19 protein-coding genes and 2 riboswitches are annotated in these 17,884 nt (G+C 50.7%); of the genes, 13 read left to right on the forward strand and 6 right to left on the reverse strand.

The window, feature by feature from the left end; translation table 11 throughout:
* The first annotated feature begins 317 nt into the window (after positions 1-317).
* The 3 genes from L691_RS0125135 to L691_RS0125150 all read left to right on the forward strand — a co-directional run bounded on the left by L691_RS0125135 (position 318) and on the right by L691_RS0125150 (position 2,833).
* Positions 318-1,514 (forward strand): copper amine oxidase N-terminal domain-containing protein, encoded by a 1,197-nt coding sequence (locus L691_RS0125135; protein ID WP_025692981.1) that lies wholly within the window; start codon positions 318-320, stop codon positions 1,512-1,514.
* Positions 1,515-1,578: 64 nt separating this feature from the next.
* Positions 1,579-2,052, forward strand: coding sequence for an AbrB/MazE/SpoVT family DNA-binding domain-containing protein (locus L691_RS0125140; RefSeq protein ID WP_025692982.1), 474 nt, complete (start codon positions 1,579-1,581; stop codon positions 2,050-2,052).
* 400 nt (positions 2,053-2,452) lie between these two features.
* Positions 2,453-2,833: a response regulator gene (locus L691_RS0125150; protein ID WP_025692984.1), complete on the forward strand. Its 381-nt coding sequence runs from the start codon at positions 2,453-2,455 to the stop codon at positions 2,831-2,833.
* Positions 2,834-2,932: 99 nt separating this feature from the next.
* Here L691_RS0125150 and L691_RS0125155 read toward each other — a convergent pair whose 3' ends face one another.
* Positions 2,933-3,439, reverse strand: a complete 507-nt coding sequence (locus L691_RS0125155) for a YwhD family protein (protein ID WP_025692985.1) — start codon at positions 3,437-3,439, stop codon at positions 2,933-2,935.
* 163 nt (positions 3,440-3,602) lie between these two features.
* Here L691_RS0125155 and L691_RS0125160 point away from each other — a divergent pair, with 163 nt between their 5' ends.
* From L691_RS0125160 to L691_RS0125185, 6 genes are all read left to right on the forward strand, one after another.
* The gene (locus L691_RS0125160) at positions 3,603-5,594 is read left to right on the forward strand and encodes a M1 family metallopeptidase (protein ID WP_025692986.1); all 1,992 of its coding nucleotides are present in this window, start codon (positions 3,603-3,605) and stop codon (positions 5,592-5,594) included.
* An 11-nt stretch (positions 5,595-5,605) separates the two neighbouring features.
* Positions 5,606-6,436 (forward strand): hypothetical protein, encoded by an 831-nt coding sequence (locus tag L691_RS0125165; RefSeq protein WP_025692987.1) that lies wholly within the window; start codon positions 5,606-5,608, stop codon positions 6,434-6,436.
* A gap of 228 nt (positions 6,437-6,664) precedes the next feature.
* Positions 6,665-6,805: riboswitch (cyclic di-AMP (ydaO/yuaA leader) on the forward strand.
* Between the two features lie 20 nt (positions 6,806-6,825).
* On the forward strand, positions 6,826-7,293 hold the full coding sequence (locus L691_RS0125170; protein WP_025692988.1) for a C40 family peptidase: 468 nt from the start codon (positions 6,826-6,828) through the stop codon (positions 7,291-7,293).
* Between the two features lie 356 nt (positions 7,294-7,649).
* Positions 7,650-7,790: riboswitch (cyclic di-AMP (ydaO/yuaA leader) on the forward strand.
* A 5-nt stretch (positions 7,791-7,795) separates the two neighbouring features.
* Entirely contained in the window at positions 7,796-8,287 is a 492-nt protein-coding gene (locus tag L691_RS0125175) for a C40 family peptidase (RefSeq protein WP_025692989.1), read from the forward strand.
* A gap of 219 nt (positions 8,288-8,506) precedes the next feature.
* The gene (locus tag L691_RS0125180; RefSeq protein ID WP_025692990.1) at positions 8,507-9,013 is read left to right on the forward strand and encodes a GNAT family N-acetyltransferase; all 507 of its coding nucleotides are present in this window, start codon (positions 8,507-8,509) and stop codon (positions 9,011-9,013) included.
* 97 nt (positions 9,014-9,110) lie between these two features.
* Positions 9,111-9,467, forward strand: a complete 357-nt coding sequence (locus L691_RS0125185; protein ID WP_025692991.1) for a c-type cytochrome — start codon at positions 9,111-9,113, stop codon at positions 9,465-9,467.
* Between the two features lie 99 nt (positions 9,468-9,566).
* Here the strand turns inward: L691_RS0125185 and L691_RS0125190 are convergent, their stop codons facing one another.
* Positions 9,567-9,860, reverse strand: coding sequence for a 4a-hydroxytetrahydrobiopterin dehydratase (locus tag L691_RS0125190; protein ID WP_025692992.1), 294 nt, complete (start codon positions 9,858-9,860; stop codon positions 9,567-9,569).
* 223 nt (positions 9,861-10,083) lie between these two features.
* Entirely contained in the window at positions 10,084-10,377 is a 294-nt protein-coding gene (locus L691_RS0125195) for a hypothetical protein (protein ID WP_025692993.1), read from the reverse strand.
* Between the two features lie 199 nt (positions 10,378-10,576).
* Between L691_RS0125195 and motA the strand changes: the two genes are divergently transcribed.
* Together motA and motB are read left to right on the forward strand one after the other, a co-directional pair.
* The gene (motA, locus tag L691_RS0125200; protein WP_025692994.1) at positions 10,577-11,371 is read left to right on the forward strand and encodes a flagellar motor stator protein MotA; all 795 of its coding nucleotides are present in this window, start codon (positions 10,577-10,579) and stop codon (positions 11,369-11,371) included.
* Entirely contained in the window at positions 11,364-12,170 is an 807-nt protein-coding gene (gene motB, locus L691_RS0125205) for a flagellar motor protein MotB (RefSeq protein ID WP_025692995.1), read from the forward strand. Before motA ends, motB begins: the two co-directional genes overlap by 8 nt.
* A 117-nt stretch (positions 12,171-12,287) precedes the next feature.
* Here the strand turns inward: motB and rluF are convergent, their stop codons facing one another.
* Both rluF and L691_RS0125215 read right to left on the reverse strand, forming a co-directional pair.
* Positions 12,288-12,989, reverse strand: a complete 702-nt coding sequence (rluF, locus tag L691_RS0125210; protein ID WP_025692996.1) for a 23S rRNA pseudouridine(2604) synthase RluF — start codon at positions 12,987-12,989, stop codon at positions 12,288-12,290.
* 10 nt (positions 12,990-12,999) lie between these two features.
* A complete protein-coding gene (locus L691_RS0125215; RefSeq protein ID WP_025692997.1) occupies positions 13,000-15,321 on the reverse strand; it encodes an ATP-binding protein in 2,322 nt (773 codons plus the stop codon).
* Positions 15,322-15,631: 310 nt separating this feature from the next.
* Between L691_RS0125215 and tadA the strand changes: the two genes are divergently transcribed.
* Both tadA and L691_RS0125225 read left to right on the forward strand, forming a co-directional pair.
* Entirely contained in the window at positions 15,632-16,150 is a 519-nt protein-coding gene (tadA, locus tag L691_RS0125220) for a tRNA adenosine(34) deaminase TadA (RefSeq protein WP_025692998.1), read from the forward strand.
* 6 nt (positions 16,151-16,156) lie between these two features.
* The gene (locus L691_RS0125225; protein WP_025692999.1) at positions 16,157-16,735 is read left to right on the forward strand and encodes a GNAT family N-acetyltransferase; all 579 of its coding nucleotides are present in this window, start codon (positions 16,157-16,159) and stop codon (positions 16,733-16,735) included.
* 98 nt (positions 16,736-16,833) lie between these two features.
* On the opposite strand, the gene L691_RS33205 is transcribed toward L691_RS0125225, so the two are convergent.
* Positions 16,834-17,868, reverse strand: a complete 1,035-nt coding sequence (locus L691_RS33205) for a hypothetical protein (RefSeq protein WP_051459457.1) — start codon at positions 17,866-17,868, stop codon at positions 16,834-16,836.
* Positions 17,869-17,884 lie beyond the last annotated feature (16 nt).

Genomic DNA, 17,884 nt, shown 5'->3' on the forward strand with positions numbered 1-17,884 from the left:
GCCTTCCGATTGTCCAGGCTGCGCGCATCAACATCCCTTACGCGGAAGAGTATGCCGGCTTTCCCTGGCGGTTCTACATCAGGGATAACCCTTATGTCTCCGCTCATGACAGCAAGGCTGAGCCCTTTATCTGGACAGGGGACCGGCCGTAATATTATAAACGCCGAATAAGCCTCTCCTTGTTCTATGGACAAATGGAGGGGCTTTTTATTTTGCAACCTTTTTAAAGCTGGAAACGTCCATTATCGCATAGCATTTCCCAATAATTTGATGGTAAAGTGAATTATAGCCATTTTTAAAGAGAAAGAGGTTGTGTCATGAATACCCGAAGCAAAGCCTCCAGACGAACCGCCGCTCTGTTAGCCGCTTCCACTCTCACCACCCTGCTGTTTGCCTCCGCACCGACTGAGGCGGCTTTCGCCTCCAGTGCTTCCACTCCGCCCGCAGTCCCGTCCGCAGCGGAATCCGCCAGCCTAAACGAGTTGTCATTGGAGCATTCCGGCTTTCAGAAGAACGGAACCACATACGTGCCATTGAAAGACATTTCATCGTATCTGGATCTTCAACTGCTGTGGAACGCTGATAAATCCAGTCTCGAAGTGACGGGACTCTATCAGGCAGTCACCCTGAAAGCGGGCCAGCCCAAAGCCTATACCGCGGCAGGGAAGGTGATTATGCTGGGAGGAGAGACGCTGATCCGGGGCGGGGTGACCTATGTGCCGGTGAAGCTGTTCTCCAAAGCTTTCGGCGTGCCGGTATCCTGGAAAGGCGGCAATCGATTTGCGGTCTCATATGTGTCAAGGTATATCAAGACGTCAACGGGACGCGAGCTGTTCTGGCTGAACCGGGAGCATGGCGTCCTGTACAGCGGACAAAGCGGTACAGTGCCTCTCCGTGCAGGTATGATCCAGGTTAACGATCTCGACTGGGTGAGCATGTCCGTGCGGAGGATCAGCTCGGCCAGCTATGCCGTCGAGATCGAGAATGCCAGCGGCGAGCCGCATATCAACAATACCCGCTGGCGCGCGCTTGTTTCAGGCGGGTCCCTGGTGCGCCAGGCCAAGACCCGCTATTGGAATCCCCGCATGGTCGGATTGAAGCGGGATGTTTTTGCTTTTCAGGGAAATGTGGTCATGGTCGACGGGCAGATGCTGACGCTTGTGAATCCGGACGGGCATATTTTTAAAACCTATGATCTGCTGAAGATTACCGGTATTAATGACGCCTTCGCGGTGGAATACGTGGATACCGACTTTCTACTGGTACGGCCCTTCCAAAAAGGCACGCTCATTCTCATCGACCGCCGCAGCGGCCAGAGCGTTCAGCTGTATAAGCAGCTGCTCAGCGCGGACGACCAGGCCTGGCTGGAGGCATATCCCAACACCGAAATCGACTATCCCGGCGACAATCTTGAGTTTACCGGACGCTTGGGGGACACGCTTTCTTTTGAATGGACATCCTTCACTGGGGAGCAAAAGGTTCATTTAACGTACACGCTTTCCCCTTTATCTTAAAATACATTTACTGTTATAATAATTAAATACAACCAAATCTGAAAAAATAAATGAGGGACATGAAATGAAGGATACAGGTATGATCCGGAGTTTGGATAATCTTGGACGCATTGTGGTTCCCGTAGAAATCCGTATGACACGCAATATAGATATTGGGGATCCGATTGAGTTTTTTATTTTGGACGATCACATTATTGTTCTGCGCAAATACACTTCAACAGAATGCACCTTCTGCAGGAGTCTGGACAATGTCACTTATTTTAAGGACCAATTCATCTGCAACAGTTGTCTTCAGGAGCTTGCGAACCACGGTCAGAGCGATCATGCGGCGGAGCAGGAGCCGGATGAGGAAATCCATGTTCCCTCTTCGGATCTTGGCGCAGGCAAAAAGAAAAGCAAATCGGAAGAACTACGCGAGCGGCTGGAGCAAACGATGCTGGAACATCCGGGTGCGAATCAGAAGGAACTTGCCGGGATACTCGGCATCAGCCAGGCAAGAGTCAGCCAGCTTAAACGAAAGTTCACAAGCGGCCGGTAGATGCAGCTCACGGCGCTTTATATACTAAGAAGACTTGGGAAAACCGCTCCTTACAAGCGGGGATGTCCGGATTCTCACAGAAATAGAATATCATGTTAAATTCGCAGCGCTCCTAATTGCATATATCTTAAGAACCCAACTTAAGGCCGTGTTTATTCGCCATCACTCCAAGAAATACAAATAGCTGGTAATTCTCTCCGCACGGCCGAAATGCCGAAAATTCTTCTCGAAATGCGCGGAACCCTTGCTGTGCCTGCAAAAAGAGTTTCAGCGGCGTACATATGATCACCTGACCAGCCATTGCCCTGGTCTTTTTCTCGTTTACGTACAGTTTCATGCCATTTTCGGGTTTATAGTTAGTATAGAGCATTCTTTATATTTTAAAAAGGTGCTGATCCGGATGAAGCCTGTTGTGCTTGTCGCTGACGACGAGCGGGATATTGTCTCGATGGTCTCGGAATATTTGATGACGGAAGGCTATGAGGTATGGGAAGCGGAGAACGGCACGGACGCGCTGGAGCTTGCCTTGAAAGGCCCCGATCTGATTCAGCAAGATGTGATGATGCCGGGAAGTACCCTGACATCCCTTGAGGAAGCCAAAACAGAAATCGAACAATCTCTGTCCGGCATCCGGAGTATCGGCTATGGATTAATCGCGCTGATTACAATAATCGGTGCGCTGGGTATCATCAACACCACGCTGACCGGACTGCATACCCGCCGAGTGGATATCGGCACACTGCAAGCCATCGGCATGAGCAGCGGTATCCGCTTCTGGTAAAAAAGGCTTCGCTCTTCCTTAAAGCCAAGGAAAGGCGAAGCCTTCTATGCTTGTAACGGGTATCCATACCCGTAAGAACCCTTACCTCCCGCCTCCGCTTTAGCCTTCGAGAGCCTGCTTTAATTCCTCGGGCGACGCATTCCACCATTCCGGATTATGCGAGACGAGCAGCGATTTGAGCGCCGCCTTCTCCTGTGCGCCAAGCCCCTCTGCAATGATCCGCCGTTTAAGCGCCGAATCCAGCTTGTTCACATGATCGGCAAGAATCTTCCAGCCGCGCTTCGCTTCGCTGTCAATCCACATCTCGCAGGCGGTCAAGCCGGCATAGTGCTGTCCTTCCGGCGTGCGTTCAACCGCCACCCACACAACCCACACCTGTCTGCCTTCCGGCACATCCTCGCGGTTCATGGAGAACTTGATGCCCTTCTCCACCTTGCTCTTGGCATGCATGGCACCAATGTCGATGACCGCCTCGCCGCCGTCGATAATGACAGGAGACACGTTGTTCAAGTCGATTGAGCCTGCTCCGAAGCCTTTATGCTTGCTCTTCGCGTTCACTATATTCAAGGCAATCTGTTTCTTGCTGTCCGGCTGCTTGTTGTCCATGCCGCACTCCCTTCCCTTTTGAAATTTAGTCATTTATAGGCTTGCGTCCTCCAAGAACACCGTCAGCCGTTTCTTCTTGAATAATTTAATTTTAGCTAATAATACGGCGGATGCCAACATATACATCCCATAGAAGCTTGTCAACGGGAGGAATTACAGTATGATGCGACGATTCCGCACTACCTTTCTCTTCGCTGCCCTGGCCGTCCTCTGTCTGCTAGGAGCGCTATGGGCGTTATCCGGATCACCTCTGGACTCCCGCTCCGCCGCCGCCCCTGAAGCGGCCAAGCCTCCGGCCACTACCGGCCAGGGGACGGCTGTAAAGCCAGCCCTGCCGGGCCTGCCGGTGACGCCGCCGGCCGCACAGGCGCTTAGCCGGAGAGTGGTAGAGTATCACATTAGCGTACAGCTCGCTCCGGATGAAAGACAGCTGACCGCCGCCGAGACGGTAACCTGGACCCATCCCGGCAAGAAGCCGGTGAGCGACCTGTATTTTCATCTCTATCCCAATGCCTTTGCCTCGGACAAGACGACATTCATGAAAGAATCCGGCGGCAAGCTGCGCGGCGACAGCATGCCTGAGAACGGATTCGGCTCCATGACGCTGACTGATGTGCGTACCGAAGACGGCGTGTCCCTTCTGCACCGAATGCAGTACGTCCAGCCCGACGACGGCAATCCGAGCGACCGGACGCTGATCAAAATCCATCTTCCGCAGCCGGTAAACGGCGGGGAAAGCGTGACGCTCAAGCTGCAGTATGAAGTGCGGCTGCCGAAAATCTTCGCCCGTATGGGCGAATCCGGGGATTTTGTCATGGCCGGCCAGTGGTTCCCCAAGCTTAGCGTCTACGAACCGGCCGGAACGCGCGGCGTGAAGGATGAAGGCTGGAACCTTCACCAGTATCACGGCAATTCTGAATTTTACAGCGACTTCGGCATATACAGCGCAGCTATTTCGGTTCCCAAAAACTATACGGTGGCCGCTACCGGATTCCCTGTCAAAAACCACAAAATCACGGAAGGACGCAAAATCTATCAGTTTTATGCCGACGATGTCCACGATTTCGCCTGGGCTGCTTCCCCTAACTTTATCTATGCGGAGGAGGCGTTCTCTGCGGCGGAAGTGCCCGGCGTGCGGATCAAGCTGTATTTGGACCCTCTGCACAAAGATCTGAAGGAGCGCTATTTCCAGGCCGCCAAAGCCGCGTTGACCGCTTTCAGCAAATGGTACGGCCCGTATCCCTATACAACACTGTCTATCGTTGTGCCGCCCAAAGAGGGCAACGGAGCAGGAGGCATGGAATATCCCACCCTGATTACCGCCTTCGCCGCGAATAGAGATAGTGCCGGCACCTCACTGGAGCGGACGGTGATTCACGAAATCGGACACCAGTATTTTTACGGCATGGTTGCAAGCAATGAATTCGAGGAAGCCTGGCTTGATGAGAGCTTCACCTCCTATGCTGAGGACAGGCTGATGGAACAGGAGTACGGGATCGCCTCCAATCTGCCGCTGCAGGCCAGTCTTATCACTGCCCCCAAGCCGCTGACTCTGAATGCCTGGAAATACGGCGGAGCAAACGCCTACACCCAGAACGTCTACGTGAGGGGCAAGCTGGTGCTCAAGGATATCGAAAGACAGGTCGGCTTGAAGACGATGGATTCCATTATGTCCTCCTATGCCCGCAAGTATCGCTTCCACCATCCAGCCACTGCCGATTTTCAAAAAGTGGTGGAGAAGGCAACCAAAAAGTCGTGGCAAGGTTACTTCGAACATTACGTATACGGCGGGGATGCTCCCGACTTCTCCGTTGAGGGCATTACCGTAAGCAAGAACAAAAACGGCGGTTACGAGTCGCAGGCAACCATCGCTAATAAGGGCAGCCTATACACCGGCGTAAACGTCAAGTTCACCTTCGCTGACGGCCGGACGCTGCAAAAAACGTGGAGCGGCCAAGGGGGCGAAATCACGTTCCGGCTCACGTCTACGGCTCCTCTTGTTTCGGCCGAGGTGGACCCGGGTCACGAAGTATTGCTGGAGAACAAGCATATGAACAACTTCAGAAAAGCCTCTCTCCCCGCAGCCTTCGTTTCCCGCTGGACCCTCAGCCTGACAAACGCAATCGAAACTGTGCTCGGAACTTTCGTCTGGTGAGGTGAGGTCAAATGAGAATTTGGATAACCCGGGGCTGGGGCAGCGTCAAGGAACAGCTGTATATTCTGATTCTGCTGTTTATCTACCGGCTGCTGTGGGGGTACTTGATGTACCGTTTTGTGAGATCGGCGGTTGTCCCGGCGCTGCTGCGCTACCCCTCGGAAAATGCCGGCGGCAGCGCGATAGGCAGGATGCTGTACTATATCGAGGCTCAATTGAGCCTGTCTGCCAATCACGACGTGCGGCGCTGGCTGTGGACGCTGTTGATTCTGGCCGCCGTACGCCTGCTGGCTGCGCCATTCATCCGCGCGGGTCTGCTGCATGAGCTGCATCAGGAGAGCAGGGGAGAACGCGGGCTGTTCTTTTTTCCCGGAATGAAAAAGTACGGGCTGCCCGTTCTGCTCTTCAGCGCCGCCGAATGGGTCCTGACCCTTCTCCCCCTGTACTGGCTCCTGCCGAGGGGTTACAAGCTAATTTTGTCGTCCTACTGGGAACCGGCGCTGCTCTTACGTATTCTTCCCTGGCTTCTTGCATGGCTGGTCTATGTATTTATTATCCGTCTGGTCCTGCTTTATATGCAGTTCGGTTATACCGGCGGCTCCGGTCTGTTCGCTTCACTACTGGTGGCCTTGCGATGCATCCTCCATGCTTCTGCATTGCAGGCTCTGCTGGGAGCAGGCGGTTTCCTGATCGCTTTGATCTGCGCAGTAACAGGCTGGCTCTGCCCCGGGTTGCCCGCACTGTTTATCAGGCAGCTATCGCCCCTGCCTTCCACTCTGTTCGACATGTGGGGATTGTCGGCGCAGTATCATTTGTGGCACAGCAAAACAGCGGCTCCATAAAAAGAAAACCCTTTATCTGCAATAAAACGGTAAAAAGAGTTCAAATTCCGTGACAGGAATCTGAACTCTTTTTTATTTCTCAATCTCCGCAAGCCTGCCCGCCGAAAAAAGTTTGCAAAACTGTAATTCCTCTGATACAATGAGGCTTGTGTTGAGGTAACAAGTTTGTAATCTTTCAAATTATTCTGAATATTTTGTTATATGCTGTTGAATCGAGTCGATATACTGGTGCACACCAAGCCAAATCCCCAAGCACCGGGGAGCGGGGGAACCATTTTTTGGGTGAATTGATCTAGCAACAAAGAGATCATAGGGAACCTTCAAACCGAATCCTTAAGCTAACCACGCAGGCATCTGGAAGGAGAACATAAGTTTTGAGAGGTCGACACATAAAGAAGAAACTTGCAGCAGCTGCATTGAGCCTTGTGATGGCTTTCACTTTAGGGTCCGGAAGCGCTTTCGCAGACTCCAAAATGGATACGGTTATTGCAAAAACATTGGGAACCTCATATAAAACCGGCGGAATGAGCACAGCCGGCTTTGATTGTTCCGGATTCACTAAATACGTTTATAAAAAGATGGGCCTAACCCTGCCTCGTACTTCCAAAGCGCAATATAAAGTTGGAACCGCCGTGTCACGCAGCAAACTGCGTGCAGGGGATCTGGTGTTCTTCAATACGGTCGGAAGCGGCGTCTCCCATGTCGGCATTTATGTCGGCAACGGCAAATTCGCGAATTCCTCTTCTTCGCGCGGCGTAACCATCAGTTCGATGAGCCAGTCCTATTGGGCCAATCGTTATGTTGGCGCCAAGCGGGTCATGAACACAAAAGCATATCAATCTGTAGCTTACGATTAAACTTAGATAGCCGCCCGGAGCATGATTATGTATGTAATCATGCTCCGGGTTTTTCTTTTCCCTATAGTTAACCTGTACACAGGTTTCGACAGCCTTGAAACACGTTTTCCAAAATGAAAAAAGAAATTTTAATGTATTAATGTTAAGAAATGGCGAATACCTATGTTTCTTAGTTGAATCTATTGCTATTCTATAAGTGTAATCACTGCTAAATTGCTTTCTTAGTATATTAAAAGTGATTGCCAAGCAACAAAAGGTTTGTTACAATAGTCGCAATGAGTTTTCAGTAACATTTTTGTAATCAGTATTGTCATTTAACAAAAATTTTGTCATGATTAATCACTATAATTCGAACACTATTGCAAGTGCCGAGTTCCCTAACAGTAGGGAAGCGGGGGAACCATCTTTGGGTGAATTGACCTCCTATTTCAGAGGGGTCATAGGGGACCTTCTACCGAATCCTTAAGCTAACCTCGCAGGCATGTGGAAGGAGTCCAGTCCCTTGAAGAAGAAGTTGGCAGCAGCATTTCTGAGTTTGTCCATCATTCTCGCGATTGGAGCAGGCAGCGCATTCGCCGATTCCAAAATGGATAAAGTGATCGACCGCGCGATTGGAACGAGATACGTATCCGGCGGTACGAGTACCAGCGGATTTGATTGTTCAGGATTTACGATGTATGTGTTTGACCAAGTCGGCATTAATCTTCCGCATCAGTCAGGCTCCCAATTCAAAATGGGCAAAACAATATCGCGCAGCGATTTGAGATCCGGAGATCTTGTATTCTTTAACACTTCCGGACGAGGCATTTCCCATGTCGGCATTTATGTCGGTGACGGCAAATTTGCTCATGCTTCCTCCTCGAAAGGCGTTACCATCAGTTCCCTGAGCGACAGCTACTACGTTAACCGTTATGTTGGCGCCAAACGAGTTATGAGCTCCGACGCTTATCAAGATACGGCCGCTGATTCTCCAGATGATGATAATGTGCAATAGCAATGTTATATAAGACCCCTTCCCGGAAAATGCTTTCCGGCGAGGGGGTTTTGTTCGTTTATCCTAAACATACCCCAGCGTTTGCGCCTATTTTCCGGATAATTCCTTTATTGGTTTCCATATTTTCCTATATTTCAAAGTTTTTGCGTCGCTTTCCCCTTATTATGTATATAATCTAAGTATAAAGGTTCCTATCGAGGAAAGGAGGTCGCTGAACGTATGATTAGCTCTCCCGTTATCTTTCACGTCGTTCCCATGACAAGTGCACATGCCAAGGACATTTGCGGGTGGCAGTATAAGGCGCCCTATAATATTTACGGCTGGCTGGCGTGGGATAAGATGGAGTCCCTTGGCATTGAATTCGGAGATCCGCGAATCCGAAGGGAGCAGTATGTTTCAGTATTGGATGAAAAGGATAATCTCTGCGGGTTTGCACAGCTCTTTCCGATGGTGGGTACAGTCCGGCTCGGTATCGGTATGCGCCCCGACCTATGCGGTCATGGCCTTGGCCATTTGTTTGTGGGAGCGATTGTGAGGGAAGCGCTGAAGCGTTACCCCAGCCGTGAGGTGGATTTGGAGGTTCTGACCTGGAATCAAAGAGCGATTCGCGCTTACCGCAAATGCGGTTTCACGATCACCGATACGTACGAACGCCGCACGCCAAATGGTGAAAAACCCTTTTACTGTATGGTCTATGATAAGTCCTCCGCTAAAAATTTGAACTAGGCTAACCAACGTTCATTTTTTTGACACAAACGCTATGATAACGCTTCACCATCCGTTATAATAAGTGCAGCAGCCTTACACAGGAGGGACGAATGGGATGCAAAAATGGATCATGAGCGGTTTATTTTTCGCTGCCTGCGCCTTCGCGGTTGTCCTAATGTTCACGCTGCCTGGCCGGGAGCAGGTTGCCGAGCAGAATCATCCTACAATGCCGACCGTTAAGGCTGAGCCTGCCAAAGCGGAACAGATAGTAAAGGCCAACTGCATTACCTGCCACGGCGATCAGCTTCAGGGCGGGGTCGGACCAAGTCTGCAGCAAGAAGGAAACAATCATAATGCGGAGCAGATATACAGCATCGTTACCAAAGGACGAGGGCAAATGCCTTCCTTTAAGGATAAGCTGGCCCCTGAGGAAATTGCCAATGTCGCGATGTGGCTGTCCGAGAAAAAGTGACTATGACAGACAATACGCCCCTGCGGAGGAAGGCTAAAGCTTTCCTGGCGCAGAGGCGTATTTTTCAAAAACCCTTCCCTTATCGCCGCCATTAAAAAATTAACGGGTCTTCTCGAATGCTTCGTTAAACTCATGGGCTTCGCGTACGTCGAGCGCGGTAATTCCGGTGCCGTCTTCCTCACTTGTCGCAAGCCGCAGGATTACCGTTTTATAATCGATTGTAATATGCGGATGATGGTCGAACGCTTCCGAGATGGTGGCGACCTCGTCCACGAACGCAATGCCTTTCATGAAATCGCTAAACATATATTTGCGCACCATGGCCCCACTGTCCAGCCTCCAGCCTTCGAGCTTGCCTACCTGCTCACGCAGTTCTCCATCGGTTAATAGCACTTTATGTTTCCTCCCTTGATAAACAGCCCCCGCGTTACCTTAGTCCTTCCGCTAAACAAAACATCCCTCAGGTTCTTTCGTCCAAGGGATGCGCCAGGAAAAAGGTTTATTTTTCGGTTTAATGTATTCTTGAATCCCTGAAATTATAACCTTGGGCACCATCAATTTTACCATGGACCGCAGACTCCGGGCAAATGGGCAGCTGTTCCATCCGCGTTTCGGACTAAATAAGTTCGACCGATTCCATATCTTCGTCGCCAACCAAAATATTGATTCGGTGCGCCTCTTTGTCGTAAATGACGACCCCGCTGCCGACATGAATAACCGGCTCATTCCCCAAGGCGAAGAATAAATCCTCAGCCAGCGCCTCCCATACCTCCAGCTTCGACTCCTGCGGCAGCTCCCGCCATTCCTCCGGCTCCATCTCAAAAAACAGATAACTGTCCGGTATACTCTCCACCGCTCTCGTCAGATCGCGCAATATATCTCCATAATCTCTTCCGTGCTTTACGCCCATATCGCCATCACTCCGCTTCATAGACATGTGAATATTTCCTTTCCTCAATCCATTATATCCGAAATGCCTTCACAAAAAAGGGCAGCCTGTCGATAAATAAGAATAGACCTTATTGCTCTTCGCCTGTTGGCCCGCCGCCATTCACGGATGATAGACGCGGCATGGCGAGATCATTAAAACTCATGGACGAGGTGTATCAATGCAAATTTCAACAATTATCGGTTTAGTGCTTGGTATCGTAGCAGTTGTTTATGGTATGTTTCTCAAAGGAGCTCCGTTAGCCGCCCTCAACAACCCCGCAGCCTTTGTTATTATTCTTGTGGGTACTGCCGCTTCCCTGTTCATGGCCTTTCCAATGTCGGAAATCAAAAAAGTTCCGAAACTGTTCAAAATTTTGTTTCTCGGCGGAAAGAAGCTGATTGATAAAGGCGAGGTCATCACCATGTTCATGGATTGGGCCTCCATTACCCGGCGGGAGGGCCTGCTGGCGCTGGAGTCCAAGGTGGAAGAGATTCAGGATGATTTTCTGCGGAGCGGCATGCGGATGATTATCGACGGAAACGACCAGGAGTTTGTCAGAGATGTGCTGCTTGAGGATATCCATGCGACCGAAGAACGCCATAAAGTCGGCGCGCTTATTTTCTCCCAGGCCGGCATGTATGCTCCTACTCTCGGGGTGCTTGGTGCCGTTATCGGTCTGATCGCCGCACTCGCAGACATGAGCGCGATGGAGAAACTGGCGCATGCGATCGGCGCGGCCTTTATCGCAACGCTGCTCGGTATCTTTACCGGTTATGTGCTGTGGCACCCGATGTCCAATAAGCTCAAGCGGCTCTCTAAACAGGAAATTCAAATCAGAATGATGATGCTTGAGGGTCTTCTGTCTATCCAATCGGGAGTGTCTACCATTGCGATTAACCAGAAGCTTTCCGTGTTTCTGACACCTTTGGAGCGCCAAAAGCTCAATAAGAAGGAAGGTGCTGCGGGTGACTAGAAAAGGCAGACATGAGGAGCATGAGGAGCATGCCGATGAATCATGGCTCCTTCCCTATTCCGACCTGATGACGCTCTTGGTTGCCTTGTTTCTTGTACTGTATGCCATGAGTGCGACGGACGCGAAGAAATTCGAGCAGATGGCCCAAGCCTTCAGCAGTGCCCTTAACGGAGGGTCTGGTGTTCTGGATTATTCGTCCATGTCACCTAACGACAGAAATCTGGATCAGGGTAAAGCTGATAAAATGGATAATGTTGTCGATAAGAGTCTCGACGAATCGGATATTGCCAAGCTGCGTCAAAAGGAGCAGGAAGATCTGGAGAAGCTTAAGAAGCAGTTCGACCAGTATATCCAGAACAACGGCCTTACCAATTTGCTCAGCACGAAGCTGAACCAATCCCAGCTCACGATTACGATCAGTGACAATGCTCTCTTCGCCTCCGGACAAGCTGCAGTTAAGCCGGAGTCGCAGCAGCTCGCAAGAGCCATCTCGCAAATGCTGCAGCAGTTCCCCGATTATAATGTGATCGTTCAAGGATTTACGGATAATATTCCGATCTCCAACAGCCAATACTCTTCCAACTGGGACCTTAGTGCCAACCGTGCCCTGCAGTTCATGAAGATTTTGCTGGTGAATCCTTATCTGAATCCGGAGAAATTCAGCGTGATTGGCTATGGGGAATACCATCCGATTGCCACCAACTCAACTGCGGCGGGACGGGCCAAGAACCGCCGGGTAGAAGTGGCCGTTATCCGCAAGTATCAGGAAAGTAAGGGAAACCCGCCTTCTGCCAAATGATGAATCAAGTACGAGGAATTCGTTCACTAAAAAGAGCTGTTCTCAACCGCCTGCATCAGGGTTGAAAACAGCTTTTTATTTGTGTCCATTGCTTGCAGCAAACGGCGCTCCGTTCTTTTACAGAAGCTTGTAGCTTAGCATATCTCCAAGCTCCGCCTTCTCCGCCGTCGTCAGATCGCGCCACGCGCCTACCTGTAGGTTGCCCAAGCGGATATTCATGATTCGGATGCGCTGCAGCCGCCGGACCTCATACCCGAAAGCACTGCACATCCGGCGGATTTGCCGGTTCTTGCCTTCGGTCAAAACAATGCGGAATACCCGTTCCGTTATCCGGGTAACCTGACAGGGCAGTGTCTTCGCACCGAGAATCTTTACCCCGCTGGACATTCCAGCAATAAAAGAAGGCGTAATCGGGCGGTCGACGGTGACGACATATTCCTTCTCATGCCGGCCTTCGGCACGCAGTATTTTGTTGACAATATCCCCGTCATTGGTCAGCAGGATCAGTCCTTCCGAATCCTTATCCAGCCGTCCGATTGGGAAGATGCGCTCATGATGCCCGACAAAATCGACGATATTCCCTTTAACATGACTCTCCGTCGTAGAGGTTATGCCTACTGGCTTGTTCAGGACGATATAGACGGTCTGGGATTCACTCACCAATCTTTTTCCATCTATGCGCACATCATCCCCTGCCTCAGCCTGACTGCCCAGCACGGCCCGTTCGCCATTAATGGTCACCCGGCCGCTTTCCACCAGCTTGTCCGCCTCACGCCGCGAGCAGACGCCGGTCTCGCTGATAAACTTGTTAATTCTCATGCTGGTATTATCACCCCGTTTCTTCTCCTTCGGCTATCTTCTCATTACTAGGTTCTGCACTCTCTTTGGCTGCCGGCAGCACGATCGTTACCGAGGTTCCCTGCCCGACCTGACTTTCAATTTCCATCATTCCTTTATGTGCCTGGATAATCCGCTGGCTAATCATCAGGCCAAGTCCCGTTCCCGTCTCCTTATTTGAGAAGAACGGCTGACCAAGCTTCGGCAAAATATGCTCGGGTATGCCTTCCCCCTCATCGGTAATGACAATAACGATGGAATCCCCGACCCGGTTCTGCTCAAGCGTTATCGTGCCGCCTGAAGACATCGATTCAATCCCGTTTTTGATAATATTGATGAATACCTGCTTCAACTGGTTCTCTTCACAGTGTACCATTGCCGGACTTACTTCAAACCGGTCCTTAACCTCGATATTATGCAAATGAGCTTGACTGTCCAGCAAGGAGATCACATCATGCAGAACATGGCGAACGTCCTTTTGCTGAAACCGCACAGCCTGCGGCTTGGCCAATATAAGAAATTCGCTGACGATCAGATTGATCCGCTCCAGCTCAGAGAGCATCAAATCCACATGCAGAGGGACAAGCATATTTTTCTCCCTTTGCAGCTGTAAAAATCCTCGGAGCGTCGTCAGCGGATTCCGGATTTCATGCGCCACGCCGGCGGCAAGCTGGCCGACGGTAGTAAGCTTCTCGGATTGTCTCAATAGCTCTTCCATCCGGTTGCGCTCCGTCATGTCGCGGGAAACATGCACGAAGGACACCGGCTTGCCTTCTTCGTCCCGTATGACCGAGGTGCTTACGCTGACTTCAATTACACTCCCGTCCCGTTTCAACCGAAGCGTCTCTGTCGGGGCCAGTTGCGCCCCCTTGATTAGCCACTGAAGCCGGGTCTCCTCTTCTTTCAGAACAGAGTCCGGAACGAGACGGATGGTGCTTCCCACAACCTCCCGCTCCTTCCAACCATACAGCTCTTCAAAAGCCCGGTTCACGCTTATCACCGTTCCGCTCATATCCGCTGTATGAATGGCATCGGAAGTGCCATTAATTACTGACTCTAGATGCTCCTTAACCTTCCGGTTCTCCTCCACTGTCTGTCTGAGCCGGCTTGTGTGCAAGGCAAGATTGCGCGTCATCGCGTTGATCCGCAGCGTCAGCTGCCCCAGTTCATCTCTGCTTCCTACCTCAAGCGGCGGATCGAATTTTCCCCGGGACACATCCTGAACCTTGGCAAGTATCGCCTGAATGGGCCGAATAATGAAGCCTGCCAGGATGTAGCTGCCCACCAGGAAGACCGCAAGCAGCAAGAGAGAACTCCGGATGTTATTCCACAATTGTTCCTTGATAGCCGAAGATATGACCGTGTAGTCAATCACCACGCTAATGACATAGGCGCCTGAATCCGGCAGGGTAACGGGAATAAAGCTCTTGAGTACCCTTGCTCCGCGCACCATCGTATCGATCATGACGGGCTCTTGTTTAGCCAGAGCTTGCAGCACCGCATTTTTGTCCTGCTCTACGTTGCCGAAACGATAAGTGCCGTACATGATCGGCCGGTTGCGAAGTTTGGCATTAACGCTGTCTGTTCCGTCCGGAGCCATGGTTGAAGAGCCAAAGGTGGAGGGATTGATGCCCGTAATTTCCAAAATATCAGGGTTAACCTCCATGGTCTGCTTCACAATTTCTTCCGGACTCATTATTCTGACATAATTGCTGATTGAAGTGCTGCGAATATACGGGTCGATAATGTAATTGCTTCGCCCGTCATGGTAATAGCCCCATTTCTCGATGTACTCGGGGTTGGAGGAAGAGTATTCAAAAGGACCGGACCAGAAATGATCCATTCTCTGCCCCTTTGCTACCGATACTTCCCGTTCTTCAAACAGATCGACAAAAGCCGTATACCAAAATCCCCAGCCTTTTGTGGGTAAGCCGATTTCTTTGGGGTCGGAAGATTTCATAACCACAATGTTATCCCTCGTTCTGACAAGCAGCGATATATTGGAAACGCCTACTTTTGAGGCCAGTGTCTTCAACTCGGCATTCGAAACGTTGACTACATCCGGGTCCAATTCTTTGGATATCAAAATAGCAGCCATCCGCAAGTTTTTCGCCAGCAGCTGTTCTGCATATTTGGAGCTGGAGTTGCTCTGTTCTACGGAAACCGCAATCTGCATGGCCGCCGTCTTCATATTTCTCTCAATCTCGCTGCGCATATTATTGCGGGTCGCGTAGGAGTTAAGAGTTAAATTCAACGCCAAAATGAGCAGCACGGAGCCAAAAATAATTGCTGAAAGCTTCGTTTTAATGGACAAACTTCTTATTCACCTCTTAAAAGACTGGTAAATCAACAGATTATTCAATAAATATCATACCTTTTGCCCATCCATTTGAAAAGGATTTATATGAAGCTTTCCGTTTATCAAATATTGAAAACCGCCGTCTCTTTATCTACAATAGGATAGAAACCGCCCACAAGTTATACACATATAAACAAAACCAACACCTCTCATGTGTATAAAGCTGTGGACAAGAACCGGGTTTTCCACAGAGTTATTCACAATTTGTTAAGAACGAATGCTCGTTCGTAGAACAATCCGGCCTGGAGCGGAAAGGAAGAGAAGCTTGAACAAATGCGACAACGTTGTACGCCCTGGGCAGCAAGAGGAACACGAACGGTGGATGAGCGAGGCAATCGTGGAAGCGCGCAAAGCGGAAGCGCTGGGCGAGGTTCCGATCGGCGCCGTCATCGTCCGGCGGGGCGAAATTATCGGAAGAGGGTATAATTTACGCGAAACAACAATGGATTCCACCGCGCATGCGGAAATGGTGGCGATTCGGGAAGCTAGCGCGGCGCTGAACTCTTGGCGCCTGCTGGAATGCACCTTATACGTTACACTCGAACCCTGTCCGATGTGCGCGGGAGCAATCGTACAATCGAGGGTTCCGCTTACCGTGTACGGCACACCAGATCCCAAGGCGGGCTGCGCAGGCACATTAATGAATCTGCTGGAGGAACCCAGGTTCAATCACCGGACCGAAGTCATATCCGGCATCATGCAGGAAGAATGCGCCGAACTCCTCACCTCCTTTTTCCGCCGGCTGCGGCAGGTACGCCTACAAAAGAGCGTCAGGGAGGAATAAGCCGCAATGTCTTTCATTTTGACCAATCAATTAGTCGGCATTTATCTAGCCCCGATCCGGCCTCAGAATGCGGAGAGCCTGCTGGAACTACGGTTGCGCAACCGCGTCGTCCACAGCCGCTACGAACCCAAGAGGGAAGAAAGCTTCTTTACACTGAATGGCCAGAAGCAGCTCATTCTTCAGCGCATGGAGGAAGAGGAGCTGGACAGAGCGTACATGTTCGGAATCTATTCCTCTGAAGAGAAACGTTTGATCGGACAGATTACAATCAACAATATTGTGCGCGGGGTGGGCCAGTTCGCTGATCTTGGCTACTTTATCGATCATGCCCAGCAAGGAAGGGGCTACATGACGGGTGCTGTCGGCCTAGCGGTGAACTATGCCTTTCAGGCACTCGGTCTGCACCGGCTGCAAGCGGCCATTCTGTTGCATAACGATGCCTCCAGAAGAGTCTTGGAGAAGAACGGCTTTCAAGCGGAAGGGATAGCCCGCCGTTTCCTTAAGATTGATGGACAGTGGCAGGATCACCGGACCTACGCCCTTTTGGCGGACGAGGTAACCTTCGAGGGAAATCGGCCGATGTAATCGGCTGCTTCGAGCGTAAAAACATTCAAGAGTAAAAACAGCCCCGTACAAAGCTCTTACGCTTTGTACGGGGCTGTTGGGGGTTTGGCGCTTCTTGCTTAGTTGGAACCAAGTGTGCTGAACTGCTTCTGCAGCTCTTCCTCGGTAATAACGTCGCCGCCTTGCGGGATACCGATTTTGAATGCCGGCTTCTCGTTGATCTTGCTGTATTGAGTGCTGCCGGTCAGCGACAACCCTACCTTCGTGCCGTCATCCGGATTGTTTACGTTGACGTCCACGGTCAGATCTTGATATACCGGGAATTCATCCTTGTTGATCGCGGTATTAAAATGGAACTGATTGATGGTCAGATACTGATCCAGCTTAGCCAGTTCTTTGTCGAACTCCGCTTTCTTCTCGCTATTCTGCAGTGTAGCCTTGGCTTCGTCCAACTGCTTCTGGTCGATCTGGAGCGCGTTCTTATACTCCTCTTTAGACAAAATATCAAGAATTTTCGGCAGCGCATTATTCACAAAGATAGTAGTGGCTTCCTTCACATTATCATTGGTAATCTGGAACTGGATCACCTGTTTGGCGTCAACGCCTTCTGGAAGGTTCGCATCTTTGGCATCGATGTCTTTAAAATACTTGCTCTCGTCATATTCCGCCATCAGTGCGCTCAAAATCTCGTTGGTTAGCTTTTGGGTCTTCTGCGTATCCAGCATACCCGGATTAAATTCGGCGCCTTCCTGTTCGGCAAGCTTCTTCAGATCAAGCATCACGAACTTGCCGACAATATTTTCCGGAATAGGAAGGAACGGAATGCTTGGAATCTTCACATACAGCTTCTCCGCCGTCATCACCATTGGAACGGTAAAGCTCATCGCCATATCGCCTTTTAAATTCAGCACCAGCGTCAATTCCGTCTGCATCGGATCTGCTTGGTACACGCCATCGACCGTAATCTCCGCGTTCTTGAGCATGCTGAGCACCTGCGTCGTCATTGCATCGGATTGTGCGGTTGGCGCATCGATCGTCAGATTGTTGATAACCACCTTGCTCTTCATTTCATATGAAGTCATCGTAGCCATCTTGCTGGCTGCGCCCTGCAGCGCTTCCTTAGGTTCCTGCTGCTTGTTTCCGCAACCAGGCAAAACTACGGCTGGCGCC

The organism is Paenibacillus zanthoxyli JH29 (assembly GCF_000520715.1).
GTDB classification, from domain to species: Bacteria; Bacillota; Bacilli; order Paenibacillales; family Paenibacillaceae; genus Paenibacillus_AQ; species Paenibacillus_AQ zanthoxyli.

Bases quoted from the DNA above. Each gene is read 5' to 3' on its own strand.
- L691_RS0125135 (WP_025692981.1), top strand. From the start codon at position 318: ATGAATACCCGAAGCAAAGCCTCCAGACGAACCGCCGCTCTGTTAGCC.
- L691_RS0125140 (WP_025692982.1), top strand. From the start codon at position 1,579: ATGAAGGATACAGGTATGATCCGGAGTTTGGATAATCTTGGACGCATT.
- L691_RS0125150 (WP_025692984.1), top strand. From the start codon at position 2,453: ATGAAGCCTGTTGTGCTTGTCGCTGACGACGAGCGGGATATTGTCTCG.
- L691_RS0125155 (WP_025692985.1), bottom strand. From the start codon at position 3,439: ATGGACAACAAGCAGCCGGACAGCAAGAAACAGATTGCCTTGAATATA.
- L691_RS0125160 (WP_025692986.1), top strand. From the start codon at position 3,603: ATGCGACGATTCCGCACTACCTTTCTCTTCGCTGCCCTGGCCGTCCTC.
- L691_RS0125165 (WP_025692987.1), top strand. From the start codon at position 5,606: ATGAGAATTTGGATAACCCGGGGCTGGGGCAGCGTCAAGGAACAGCTG.
- L691_RS0125180 (WP_025692990.1), top strand. From the start codon at position 8,507: ATGATTAGCTCTCCCGTTATCTTTCACGTCGTTCCCATGACAAGTGCA.
- L691_RS0125185 (WP_025692991.1), top strand. From the start codon at position 9,111: ATGCAAAAATGGATCATGAGCGGTTTATTTTTCGCTGCCTGCGCCTTC.
- L691_RS0125195 (WP_025692993.1), bottom strand. From the start codon at position 10,377: ATGGGCGTAAAGCACGGAAGAGATTATGGAGATATATTGCGCGATCTG.
- motA (WP_025692994.1), top strand. From the start codon at position 10,577: ATGCAAATTTCAACAATTATCGGTTTAGTGCTTGGTATCGTAGCAGTT.
- rluF (WP_025692996.1), bottom strand. From the start codon at position 12,989: ATGAGAATTAACAAGTTTATCAGCGAGACCGGCGTCTGCTCGCGGCGT.
- L691_RS0125225 (WP_025692999.1), top strand. From the start codon at position 16,157: ATGTCTTTCATTTTGACCAATCAATTAGTCGGCATTTATCTAGCCCCG.